The 12891-nt window shown below is 55.0% G+C and carries 9 protein-coding genes; 4 read left to right on the forward strand and 5 right to left on the reverse strand.

What is annotated here, in order from left to right; all coding sequences use genetic code 11:
• Positions 1 to 89: 89 nt before the first annotated feature.
• Genes A0129_RS09310 through A0129_RS09320 form a run of 3 tightly spaced genes read right to left on the reverse strand, consistent with a single transcriptional unit; the run spans position 90 to position 5977 of the window.
• Positions 90 to 1535, reverse strand: coding sequence for an efflux transporter outer membrane subunit (locus tag A0129_RS09310; protein WP_168426864.1), 1446 nt, complete (start codon positions 1533 to 1535; stop codon positions 90 to 92).
• On the reverse strand, positions 1528 to 4692 hold the full coding sequence (locus tag A0129_RS09315) for an efflux RND transporter permease subunit (protein WP_291714422.1): 3165 nt from the start codon (positions 4690 to 4692) through the stop codon (positions 1528 to 1530). The genes A0129_RS09310 and A0129_RS09315 overlap by 8 nt, the downstream gene beginning before the upstream one ends.
• 10 nt (positions 4693 to 4702) lie before the next feature.
• The gene (locus tag A0129_RS09320) at positions 4703 to 5977 is read right to left on the reverse strand and encodes an efflux RND transporter periplasmic adaptor subunit (protein WP_291714423.1); all 1275 of its coding nucleotides are present in this window, start codon (positions 5975 to 5977) and stop codon (positions 4703 to 4705) included.
• Between the two features lie 122 nt (positions 5978 to 6099).
• Here A0129_RS09320 and A0129_RS09325 point away from each other — a divergent pair, with 122 nt between their 5' ends.
• The gene (locus A0129_RS09325; RefSeq protein WP_291714425.1) at positions 6100 to 6720 is read left to right on the forward strand and encodes a TetR family transcriptional regulator; all 621 of its coding nucleotides are present in this window, start codon (positions 6100 to 6102) and stop codon (positions 6718 to 6720) included.
• A 25-nt stretch (positions 6721 to 6745) separates the two neighbouring features.
• Here the strand turns inward: A0129_RS09325 and A0129_RS09330 are convergent, their stop codons facing one another.
• Entirely contained in the window at positions 6746 to 7432 is a 687-nt protein-coding gene (locus A0129_RS09330; RefSeq protein ID WP_291714427.1) for an SDR family NAD(P)-dependent oxidoreductase, read from the reverse strand.
• 173 nt (positions 7433 to 7605) lie between these two features.
• Between A0129_RS09330 and A0129_RS09335 the strand changes: the two genes are divergently transcribed.
• The 3 genes from A0129_RS09335 to A0129_RS09345 all read left to right on the forward strand — a co-directional run bounded on the left by A0129_RS09335 (position 7606) and on the right by A0129_RS09345 (position 10978).
• Positions 7606 to 8235 carry a hypothetical protein gene (locus tag A0129_RS09335; protein WP_291714429.1) on the forward strand — a complete coding sequence of 210 codons (630 nt, stop codon included), beginning with the start codon at positions 7606 to 7608 and terminating at the stop codon, positions 8233 to 8235.
• Between the two features lie 106 nt (positions 8236 to 8341).
• Positions 8342 to 9250, forward strand: coding sequence for an SDR family oxidoreductase (locus tag A0129_RS09340; RefSeq protein WP_291714431.1), 909 nt, complete (start codon positions 8342 to 8344; stop codon positions 9248 to 9250).
• Between the two features lie 99 nt (positions 9251 to 9349).
• Positions 9350 to 10978 carry an acyl-CoA carboxylase subunit beta gene (locus tag A0129_RS09345; RefSeq protein WP_291714433.1) on the forward strand — a complete coding sequence of 543 codons (1629 nt, stop codon included), beginning with the start codon at positions 9350 to 9352 and terminating at the stop codon, positions 10976 to 10978.
• A gap of 93 nt (positions 10979 to 11071) precedes the next feature.
• On the opposite strand, the gene A0129_RS09350 is transcribed toward A0129_RS09345, so the two are convergent.
• Positions 11072 to 12835 carry a hypothetical protein gene (locus A0129_RS09350; RefSeq protein ID WP_291714435.1) on the reverse strand — a complete coding sequence of 588 codons (1764 nt, stop codon included), beginning with the start codon at positions 12833 to 12835 and terminating at the stop codon, positions 11072 to 11074.
• Positions 12836 to 12891: the final 56 nt, after the last annotated feature.

The following is a 12891-nucleotide window of genomic DNA, read 5'->3' on the forward strand; positions in this document are numbered from 1 at the left end:
TATCACAGGCTGGTGAAAGTTCAATGCATCAAGCAAAAACGGCGACCAGTTACCCGGTCGCCGTTTGAGGTACTACATCGTTCAGGCGCTTATTCTTTCAAAGCCACCTGCTCGGCATTGAAACCACCACCCAAAGCTCGAATCATCGCCAGGCTTGCGCCTTGCTGGCTCTGCCAGGCCGATGCCCAACTGAGTTGTGCGTTCAACAAATTGCGTTGGGCATCCAGCAACTCAAGCTGGTTGGCCACGCCGTTGTCGACGCGTAACTGCGCCAGTCGAACCACTTGGGTCAGGGTTTGAACCTGCTCCTGTCGCGCCTGCAAGCGCTCACGTGCTTCACGCTGAGCCACGATGGCGTCGTAAATTTCCTGGAATGCAGTACGTATACTGGCTTCATACTGCAACACCGCTTGATTGCGGCGCGCCACGGCTGCGTCTCGTTCATCAAACAAACGACCCGCCTGGAAAATTGGCTGTGTAATTTGAGTCTGAAAACTCCACACTCGGGCTGGGCCGCTGAACAAATCGCTTAAATCTGCGCTTTCACGTCCACCAAATGCACTCAAACCAATTGTGGGGAAAAAGGCTTTGCGGGCCGCTTCCAGGTTGGCTTCGCCAGCCAGCAATTGTTGCTCGGCTGCAGCCAAATCGGGGCGGCGCAGCAACAATTCTGAAGGTGTGTTTTCCGGCAATATGAACAGCTTGGTCAATTCCAGGTTTTCCACTGCCAACGCCGGAAGTTCGGGCGCATTGCCACCCACAATCACTGCGAGTGCGTTTTGGGCACGCGCCAGTTGTTCGCGAGTGTCGGGCAGCTGAGCACGCACTGCCAGCAATTCAGCTTCCGTTTGGCGCAATTGAAGTTCATTGCTCAAACCCACGTCGTAACGCTGCTTGGCCAGCTTGTATGCGGCATCGCGACTTTCAAGAGTTTGTTCAAGCACCTTGACTTGCAGGCCCAGCACTCGCACTTGTGTGTACAGGGAGGCCGCCGTTGCGGTCACGCTCAAACGCACACCACGTACGTTGTAGCCTTGCTGCATGAAAGCGGCACGGGCTGCATCCTCCAAGGCACCAATGCGACCCCACAGGTCAAGCTCCCAAGTAGCGCCAATGCCAAACTGCTGGCTTTCATACACATTCTGCCCACCGAATACAGGCACGTTGCCAGCCTGTGAGGGACGATTTCGACCCGTTGTGAACTGACCAAAAATGGAAGGCCACTGCTGGGACTTCGCAATGCCCAGTACTGCACCGGCTTCATTCAAGCGCTCATTGGCCAAACGCACATCGGTGTTGTTTTTCAGGGCCTGTTCAACAACTTGAGTCAAAGCGGGATCACCCAACAATAGCCACCAGGCTTCGTTTTGAACCTGGCTCATGCCAACGCCTTTGGCGTTTTCAGGCACCACGACTTCGGTCGACTTTTCTGGCTTTGCGGTGAACCTGTCCAGCAGAGGAATGCTGGAAGCACAACCCGTCAACGCCAGGGTTAAGCCCAAGGCAATCGCTGTTTTTGGAAGGGCTTTAAGCATGGTCGCCCCCTTTGTTCGTTGTAGATTGATTGGATGAATCATTTGCTTCCTCTTCATCACCATGGTGTCGTCCACCTTTTTCACTTCTGTCAATCAGACGGTAAAACAGGGGCACAAAGAAAATGGCCAGCAATGTGGCAGCAGTCATGCCGCCCATTACACCGGTACCCACCGCGGTTCTCGCGCCGGCACCCGCACCGCTGGAGAACGCCAACGGAACGACCCCTAGAATAAACGCAAACGAGGTCATGAGGATGGGGCGGAACCGCAAACGGGCTGCTTCCAGAGAAGCCTCCAATGCACTCATGCCTTCCTCGCGCTTCAATACCGCGAATTCCACAATCAAAATTGCGTTCTTCGCAGCAAGGCCAAGCAGGGTAACCAAACCAATCTGGAAATACACGTCATTGGTCATGTCGCGCATCCAAACCGCAAGCAGGGCGCCAAACAAACCAAACGGCATGGCCAGCAATACGGAGAATGGCAGGGTCCACTTTTCATACTGTGCCGCCAAAATCAGGAACACCATCAGTGCACCCAAAATCAGGGCAAAACTGGACGAACCCGCAGAACGCTTTTCCTGGAAGGAGGCACCCGAGAAGTCATAGCTGAAATCATCAGGCAAGACCTCGGAAGCAATGTCTTCAATCGCCTTGATGGCTTCGCCGGAACTCACCCCAGGTGCGCCACTACCGAGCAATTTCACCGCCGGTAGATTGTTGAAACGCTCCAAAGTTTCCGGACCTTGCGAAAACTCCACTTTTGCAAAGGCAGAAATTGGAATCATCTCGCCCTTGTTGGAACGCACGTACATATTGCCGATGTCAGTCGGGCTTTTGCGATACTGCGCATCCGCCGACATCAACACCTGCCAGGTGCGGCCAAACTTGTTGAAGTCATTCACATAGTACGTACCCAGGCTTGCCGACAAGGTATCGAACACCTCATTCACATTCACTCCCATGGCACGTGCACGTTCGCGGTCTACATCCACATACAACTGTGGTGTGCCTGGGCGCCACAGCGTTTGTACACCGGCAAGGCGCGGATCGGCGTTGGCTTTGGCGATAAAGTTGTTCATCACCTTGGCCAATTCTGCCGGCCCACCCTCGCCACGATTTTGAATGTAAAACTCAAAGCCACCTGCATTGCCCAAACCGAAGATTGGAGGTGGGGCAAAGGCCAGCACCAAACCTTCCTGAATGCCAGCCGTGCGGCCAAACAATTCACCCACCAGCTCCCCGGTTACAGCTTCGCGCTCATCCCAGTGGCGCTGGGTCACAAACATGGTGGCCGCGTTGTTCTTGAAACTGCCACCCAAAAAGTCGAACCCGGTGAATGCCACGGAATACTCATTGGCCGGGTTGGCTGCCACTGCATCCACCACTTCTGCCACCACCTTGTCTGTGCGCTGCAAAGTAGCGCCGTCAGGCAAAAACACCGCAGCAATGAAGTAGCCCTGGTCTTCATCGGGTACCAATGAACCGGGTGTAGCCCTGAACAAACCGGCGGTCACCACCAGCATGACCAAAAACAAGCCGATACCAATGGCCGGACGCATGCTGATGAACTTCACGCCACCGACGTATTTGGTCGTGACACGGCCAAACCAGTCATTGAACCAGGTGAAAAATTTACCGGGTTTTTTGTGTTCATGTTTCAACAACATCACACACAATGCTGGCGTCAAGGTCAGCGCAACGATGCCCGACACGATCACCGCAATCGCGATGGTGATCGCAAACTGGCGGTACAGCTCACCAGTCAAACCACCGAGGAAACCAATTGGAATAAACACAGCCGACAACACCAGCACAATTGCAATCACCGGGCCCGTCACTTCCTGCATGGCCTTGATCGCAGCCTTGCGGGCACTCAAGCCCTCCTCATGCATGATTCGCTCAACGTTTTCCAGCACCACAATGGCGTCGTCCACCACAATACCGATGGCCAGCACCATGCCGAACAAGGTCAGTGTGTTAATGGAATAGCCCAACAGGTACAAGCCAGCAAATGCACCCAACAGGGACACGGGTACAGCCAGAATTGGAATCAGCGTGGCGCGCCAGTTTTGCAAAAACACATACACCACGATGAACACCAGAATCATCGCTTCAATCAGCGTTTTCACCACTTCGCGAATCGACACTTCTACGAATCGTGTGGTGTCATAAGGCACCGCATAGTTAAGACCTTCTGGAAAGTCCGCCGCAATTTCATCCACCGTGCCCTTCACGGTTTGAGCTACTTCAAGCGCATTGGCACCCGGCTGCAAAAACACACCCACCAGTGTCGCTGGCTTGCCATTGATGCGACCGGTAAAGTCGTAATCCTTGGAACCCAATTCCACGCGGGCAACGTCTTTCAAGCGCAAGGACGAACCATCCGGATTCACCCGGATCAACACATTTTCAAACTGCTCAACATCTTGCAATCGGCCTTGCGCCGTGATGGTGTAAACCAGTTCCTGGCCGTTGTTGTTGGGCGCCTGGCCCACCTTGCCCGCAGCAAACTGTGCGTTCTGCTCGTTCAAGGCCGCGGCAATGTCGCCAGCTGTCAACTTCAATTGCGCCATGCGATCCGGTTTGATCCAGATTCGCATGGCATAGTCTTTCGCACCAAAAATTTGAACGTTGGTCGTACCCGGAATCCGCTTGATGCGGTCCAGTACGTTCAAGGTCACATAGTTCGAGGTGTAAAAGTCATCAAACCGGCCGTCTTCTGAGTAAAACGCCAACACCTGCAAAAATGAGGAAGAACCCTTGTTCACGGTTACACCTTGCCTGCGCACTTCCTGCGGCAAAATGTTTTCCACTTGCTTTACACGGTTGTTCACGTTCAAAGCGGCTTGATCAGGATCAGTACCAATTTCAAACGTCACCATGATTTCAACCACGCCGCTGCTGGCCGAAGTCGAGCTCATGTACATCATGTTCTCGACACCGTTGATGGCGTTTTCAATCGGCGCGGCCACGGTGCTGGCAATCACTTCTGCAGAGGCGCCGGGATACACCGCACGAACCTGCACCACTGGGGGTGCAATTTCAGGGTACTGCGCAATCGGTAAACCACGCATGGCAGCCAAACCGGCCAGCATGATGAAAATCGACAACACGGCCGCAAACACAGGCCGGTCGATAAAAAATTTCGAAAACATGAATGACCCCTTATTGCTTCTGCTCTGTGGCTACAGGTGCGTTGACCTGTGCGGCGCTGTCAACAACTGCGGGCTGCGCATCGGCGCCTGCAATCACGGGTTGTACGGGTGTTCCGGGTGGGGCCTTCATGAACCCGTCGGTCATCACTTTGTCGCCAGCAACCAGTCCATCGGTTACTACCCATTGGTCACCTTTCCACTGCGCAACCTGCACAGGGCGTGGGGCCACAGTATTTTCAGGGCTGACTGTCATCACAACCTTGCCACCCTCCGGGTTTTCAAGCACAGCCCGTTGTGGCAACAACACAGCATCCTTTTGCACCGCACCGCTGACGCGCACACGCACAAATTGCCCTGGGCTCAACACTTCCTTGTCATTGGCCAACACGGCACGTGCATCGACCGTACCGGTGGCTGGGTTCACGCGTACATCCTGAAAGCCCAGCTTTGCTTTCAATCCCATGGGTTTACCATCGGCACCCAGTACCTCAACCACCAAGTCGCCATTGCTCAAGGCAACCGCGCCACTTGCAATGCCTTTGCGCAATTGCTCATGGTCTTTTTCAGGAATACCAAAGTTCACATAGACCTGGTCGATCTGCGTTACTGTGGTCAACAACTCGGAAGGGCCAGACACAAAACTGCCCTCGGAGTACAACGAACGGCTTGCAAAGCCATTCACTGGCGATTCAACCCGCGCATACTCCAGGTTCAGGCGAGCCGTGCGAACCGCAGCACTGGCAACCTGCAAATCTGCCTTGGCCACTTCGAAGGCAGATTGCGCATTGTCCAATTCAGATTGCGACACCGCTTTGCTGTCGGCCAGAGGCATGACCCGTTTGTAATCGCGTTCGGCTTGAGCAGCGCGAACCTTGGCTGCATTTTCATCGGCCAGGGCACGGGCCAAAGCAGTTTGGTAGGGAGCATTGTCCAGGCTGTACAAAGATTGGCCTTTCTTCACTCGGCCGCCCTCTTCAAACTGGCGGCGCTCGATAATACCGGCCACACGGGCGCGAATTTCAACCTCGCGCAAGCCAGCAATTTGAGCTGGGTATTCATAAGTCAATTCGAGCGGTTGAGTTTTTACTTCAACCACGGGTACGGGTGCTGCCTGGCCGGCACCGGGGCCACCGGGGGCTTGGGCATCGGCGCCCTGGCCACAGCCCAGCAACAAAGCGCTGGACAAAACAGTCACCAGCAGCGCGGGCAGAAGGGTGGCTCCTGCAAAAGCGCGGCTGTAGGGGGAAGCTTGGGTTTGCTTTGATTTCAATGAGTTGCTGTGCATGATATTTGCCCTGTTATATCCTTGTGGGAATTTTTCGGGTTGATTTAATGACCGAGAAGTCAGATAATACATACATACATGAGTGTATGTAAATAAATTTTTCAATTTTGGCGTAGACGATTGTGGTAAGAAAAACGAAGGAAGAAGCGCAGGAGACTAGAAACCTGATTCTGGACACAGCCGAAGCAGTGTTCTCTGAGAAAGGGGTATCAAGGACCACGCTGAACGACATTGCCAAGGCCGCGGATTTGACGCGGGGGGCCATTTATTGGCACTTCAAGAACAAAGCCGACCTCTTTGATGCGATGTTACAACGCGTCATATTACCGATGGATGAATTCATCGCCACGCCCGATTTACACCCCGAGCAACGACCGCTGGCCTATCTACGCACGCGCTCCATGCATGTGGTGCGTACCTTGGCCGAAGACACTCGCACACAGCGGGTTTTTGACATCGTGATGCACAAGGCAGAAATGGTTGATGACATGTTGCCCATCCGAGACAGACACCTGGAAGCCATTCAAGGCTGCATTCAAACCATTGAAGCCGATTTTCAAGCCGCGATTGCCAAAGGCGAATTGCCTGCACATACCAATGCCCGTCAGGCAGCGATTGGCTTGCATGCCCTGATTGACGGGCTTTTTGCCAACTTTGTGCTCAGCCCAAACCTGTTCAACCTGATGGAGCAGGCTGAATTCACAATCGACAATTACCTCAACGGCCTGTCCAACCGAAAGTAACCCGGCTGACACAGGGGCCGGCTTTTCAAACCCGCCCAGTGACCGGAATGCCCGCCCCATTGATGTCGCGGGCAGCATCGGACAACAAGAATCCAATAACCCCGGCCAAAGAGTCGGGTGCCACCCAATCGGCTGGGTCTGCATCAGGCATGGCCTCGCGATTGGCGGGGGTGTCCAAAATACTGGGTAACACGGCATTGGCACGAATACCCAAATGCTTGTTTTCCGCCGCCAGAGCTTCGGTCAAACGCAGCACAGCTGACTTGGCAGCCGAATAAGCCCCCATGCCTTCCGCTGCTTTTGATGCAGCCGCCGCCCCAATATTGACGATCACGCCACTTTGTTGATCCTGAAACAGCGGCAGAATGGCTTGACACATATTCACGGTGGTTTGCACATTCATGGCGTACTGAGTATTCCAGGTATCAAGGCTGCTTTCAGCCTGACGCTCCCAAACGAAACCACCTGCAATATTGACCACCGCATCGATTTGGCCAAAATATTCCCAGGCTTGATTCACCACCTCTTGAGCATGCTCGGGCAAGGTCAAGTCTACATTGCCAATCGACACCGCATCGCTTTCGCCTTCCCACTCAGGCTGATGCAAATCAATCAACAGCAGTCGATAACCCAAACTTCCCAAGTGGGTGGCCACCGCCTGACCCAAATTGCCTGCTGCGCCGGTGACGATCACCACTGGACTGCTGTTCATGTGAATTCACTCCCGAATTGATTGTGTGCATGGAGACTATTTTGACATGCCGAATCGGCTTTCACGCCCCCACCCCCTTTGAATACCCCCTTTAAGGGCAACGCATTGGTGCAATGCTGAATTCAACAAAACCTGCCGTTCACAAGACATCACCGGAATTCTTGGAGCATGTCATGTGGAACGGTTTATTCTTTGGTTTGGTCAGCCTGTTCACACCCCAAGCCAGCCTGCCCGACACGGCAGCCATGAAAGAGGAAATCGCCCAGTTCGCCCAGGTCTACGCCATCGACACTGATCGCATCCATGTTCGAGAAAGCACCATGAACAACCCCTCTCCATTTTTGACTAACAGCGGCATCAAGGCCTGCGTGCTGCACGTCAACCAACATGCAGACGCCAAGCGCGTGTGGTCTCATTTTCTGGACTCCGGTCACGCGGGTGCCGAACCCGCATTTCTGGCATTCACTTCGGCCCATGAATTGACCCACTGCCTGATGTCAGAAAAAGGAAAACGTGTGGCCGCCAAGCAGGCACTACAGGAACACCTGGGCATTCAATTCAAGAATAATGTCCATTTTGAAGAAACACTGGCGGATCTGGTCGGCTTGGCGTATGTCCAGAAAGTAATGCCAGAACATTATGAGGTGGTGTATCAACGCGTGAAGTCGATTCGCACCGACTTTTCGAAACGAGATCCAGAGCACGACAGCTCGCGCGCCTTGAACACACACACCATCGCCTTCGCTGATCAAATGTTCAGCAAATCCAACACCATCCGTTTGGCAGACGCCGGTAGCCGGTAAAAAAATCGGCTGTGAATCGGATCGTACGAAAGCACGATCTGCAAAAGCATGGTTAAATTCAAACGATCGTTTGAAAACAAACAAGCACAATTCACAGGTGACCCTTTTGAACAGCTTCCAATCCGTATTTCGCCCCAATCTGTTTGCAGGACAAACGGTGCTGGTCACCGGCGGAGGTTCCGGCATCGGCCGCTGTACCGCACATGAACTGGCCAGCCTGGGTGCAGACCTGGCCTTGGTCGGTCGAAAAATGGAAAAGCTTGAAACCGTGAAAGCGGAAATTGAGCAAACCTGCAAGGTCAAAATTTCCCTGCACAGCTGTGACATTCGCGAAGAGGAGCGGGTCAAGGAGACAGTGGCCGACGTGTTGGCGGCCCACGGCAAAATCAATCACCTGATCAACAATGCAGGGGGGCAATTCCCCTCACCGCTGAACATGATTAGTGGCAAAGGGTTCGAAACCGTGGTGCGTAACAACCTCACAGGTGGATTTCTGATGGCCCGAGAGGTCTTCAACCAATACATGATGTTGCATCTGGGCGAGTCCGACATGTCCATCACCAACATTATTGCGGACATGTGGAACGGCATGCCCGGCATGGGCCACTCAGGCGCAGCGCGCGCTGGCATGCTGAACTTCTCGGAAACAGCGTCCAATGAATGGGCTCCCGTGCGCGTGAATGCGGTTGCACCGGGCTTCATTGCATCGAGCGGCATGGACACTTACCCTGAGCCCATGAAACAAACCATCATGCAACTGGACAAGACGATTCCGTTACAACGCTTGGGCCTGGAGGCAGAGGTGTCAGGCGCCTTGGTGTTCTTGTGCAGCCCCGCGGCCTCATTCATCTCGGGTTCCTGTATTCGAATCGACGGCGCAGCCCCTAACGCGCGCCGCATTTGGCAAGTGGGCACCGGCAAACCCAACCCGGCTTTCAACAGCTTTCATTTGGGTGGCGTGCCGGAGGTGATTCAGCGTCGAGACGCTGCACGCGCAGCGGCCAGCAAGAAATAAGCCCGTATTTAAGGCTTGACACACCAAAGTCTCACCCGCAAAATCAAACAAACGTTTGATTTTTTTGACCCTCTTGCCGCTACTTAAAGCCACAAACCAATGCCTATTTTAGAGAGCCTCGTTTCCACAAATTCCGCCGAGTTTGAACTCAACAAGGCCAATATGGAAACGGCCCTGAATGAACTTCGATCGCTGGAGAAACGTACACGCGACGCCTCGGCAAAAGCTGCGCCATCGTTTGCAAAGCGCGGGCAGTTGCTGCCGCGCGACCGGGTGGCGCTACTGCTCGACTCGGGTTCTCCTTTTCTGGAACTGAGCACCCTGGCTGGTTACATGCAAGATGGTCAAAAGGCCGACAAAAGCATTCCCGGCGGCGGCATCATTGCCGGGCTGGGCTATGTGGCCAACACCTTGTGTATGGTGGTTGCCAGCGATTCTGGCATCGAAGCCGGTGCGCTTCAGGCCATGGGCATTGAAAAAATGCAAAGGGCTCAGGACGTTGCTCTGGAAAACAAACTGCCCTTCATTAACCTCGGCGAATCCGCTGGTGCCAATTTGTTGAAGTACAAAGTCGAGCACTTCATATTGGGCGGCGGTAATTTCTACCGCCTGGCCAAGCTCAGCGCGGCTGGGCTGCCCGTCATCAACGTACTGCACGGTTCGTCCACTGCGGGTGGTGCCTACATTCCCGGTTTAAGCGATGTGGTCATTATGGTTCGTGAACGTGCACGCGCATTTCTCGCTGGCCCCCCTTTGTTGAAAGCCGCCACGGGCGAGATAGCAACGGATGAGGAACTGGGCGGCGCCGACATGCACTGCTCAGTCTCAGGCTTGGGTGACTACATCGCCGACGACGACCGCCACGCCATTGCACTGGCCCGCGACGTGATGGAAAAAATCGACTGGAACAGCAGCAATCGCAATGTGATACCCACATTGAATGCTCACGCGCCTGCACCACGCTACCCAGCCGAAGAACTACTGGGTATCATGCCCGCCGATATCAAAACGCCGGTGGACATGCGTGAAGTCATCGCCCGCATCGTCGACGACTCCGACTTCCTCGAATTCAAGGCCAACTATGGTCCGGCCACGCTGTGCGGATACGCCAAGCTGATGGGTGTTTCCATCGGCATCATCAGCAACCTGGGGCCGATCGACACGGCTGGTGCCACCAAAGCCACGCACTTTATTCAAAGCTGCTGCCAAACCAAAACCCCAATCATCTACCTGCAAAACACGACCGGTTACATGGTGGGCAAAGAGGCTGAGCAAGGCGGCATCATCAAACATGGCTCAAAAATGATTCAAGCGGTAAGCAACGCAACAGTTCCTCAAATCACTTTGCTGTGCGGTGCCAGTTTTGGTGCTGGTAACTATGGGATGTGCGGCAGGGCATTTGGTCCACGTTTCGTGTTTGCCTGGCCCAACAGCAAAACTGCGGTCATGGGTGCCGAGCAAGCCGCCGGCACCATGGCCACTGTGATGCAGGCCAGCGCGGCACGAAAAGGCATGGAGGTACCAGATTTCATGCTGGAAAACATGAAAAAACAAATCATCGACACGTTTGAAGCACAAACCAGCGCATTCCACACCAGCGGATTGTTGCTCGACGACGGCGTGATCGATCCAAGAGACACACGACAGGTGCTGGCGCTTGCGCTGATCGCCTGTCTGCAACAAGAGCGCAGTGTGCAGCCCATGCAATTTGGCGTGGCTCGGCCGTAAAAAATTGGCCCAACTCTGGAATGCAAAAAGGCACCCCGAAGGGTGCCTTTTCACTTTGCCGGGGGGTCGGAGCCCCAGGCAATACTACAAAGCTTAGATGGGCAGGCTGTCTGTGGGCAGCGCGCTGGTCAATGCATCCAGTGGGCTTGCACCGGAGGAGATTGGCAAGCTTGATGGATCCAGCAGGCTTGTCAATGAATCCAGGGGCGTGCCTGTGGACGGGAAGCTTGGCAAGCCACCACCTGCACCGCCACCTGCTGCCAGGTCGGTCAGTACGCTAGGGTCCAGCAGTGACGTGACCATGTCCAAGGGCGTGCCTGTTTCGGGGATGCCGGGCAAACCGCCACCCGCGCCGCCACCCGCAGCGGCATCGGCCAATGGGCCCAAAACCGCGTCCAGGGGTGTACCTGTGGGGCCGTCGGATCCACCGCCGCCGGCGCCAGCCAGCGCATCGGTCAGAATGGCTGGATCAAGCATGGATGTCACTGAATCCAGAGGAGTACCTGTAGAGGGGAAGCTTGGCAAGCCGCCGCCACCGCCACCAGCCAGTGCGTCAGTCAGAATGCTTGGGTCGAGCAATGCAGTAACCTGATCCAATGGAGTGCCTGTTTCAGGGAAACTTGGCAAGCCGCCACCACCTGCGCCGCCCAAGGCGTCAGTGACTGGGCCAAGCACTGCATCCAACGGTGTACCTGTGGGGCCAGCTGCACCACCTCCGTCACCGCCGGGCAGTGGCAAGCCACCGGACAGCGCTGCAACTAGAGGATCGGTCACAGGGGTCAGTGCGTCGAAAGCCTGGTTCAGGCCATCGGCCAAAGGCTGAGAGACCATGGGCAGTGCATCAGTTGCAGTGGCCAAGCCATCAAACAAGGGTGCGGCGGCGTCAAAACCTTGGGTCAGACCATCGTTCAGTGGGCCCAGGGCTGGTGCAAGCGCTCCAACTGCCTGAGACAGGCCGTCGGCCAGCTGGGGTGTCACCATGCTCAAGCCACCACCCAGTTGTTCTGCGACCACGCGCAGGTTAACCGGCAAAGTATCAGCAGCGGCTGTCACCAAACCATCCTCATTGCCCGCCAATACATCGACCACGGGTGAAAGCGCTTCTTCAACAGCTTCAGTGATGGGCGTTACGTTTTGATCGAGCGAGTCGGTCACGGGGGCCAAGCCTGTCAGTGCATCGCTCAAGGTGTCGTTCACAGGGGTGAGGGCTGGCTCGAGTGCATCCGTGATGGGTGCTGTTTCTTCCAGAACTGGATCCAATGCTTCAGTCACAGGTGCCAACGCGCCTACTGGAGCATCAACGACTGTTGTGACAGGTGACAGCGCATCCAGGGTCTCTTCGAGTGCTGGGGAGGCCGGGCCAGCTGCATCGGTAACGGGCTCGAGTGCACCTGCGGCTGCTTCGCCGGAGCCACCACCGGAAGAACCACCGCCGGAGCCGCCGTCGCTGTCATCGCTTCCCAACACGAATGCAGCACCAGCTACAGCAGCCAGTGGGCCAGCCAAACCGCCCGCGGCCAAACCTGCGCCAAACAAGCCAAACATACCGCCTGCGCCTGTTACGGCTACGGTTTCGCCTTCAGTCAACAATTCGAATTCGCCTTCGGCCACTTCAAACTCAGCGCCATTCTCACCTTCTTTCAGCGTGGCTACCGCGTTGGATTGCAGAATACCTTCTGTGGCTTTTTGACCTTCGGCGCCAGGAAATTCGATGTAAGCAGATCCTTCTGCACTGGTGGTAACTGTGTCACCTGCAGAAATAATGTCACCTTCTTTCAGAAGGACTTGTTCACCGTCGGGACGGGTTACAGAAACCTCTCCCAACACGCTTTTGATAATTCCAGTGATGTTAGCCACAGTACATTCTCCGACAATGGTGTGTTCATTTAAAAGTTCGGCGAAAGTTCCGCCTT

The sequence above is a fragment of the Limnobacter sp. CACIAM 66H1 genome (genome assembly GCF_001601825.1).
Lineage (GTDB): Bacteria > Pseudomonadota > Gammaproteobacteria > Burkholderiales > Burkholderiaceae_B > Limnobacter.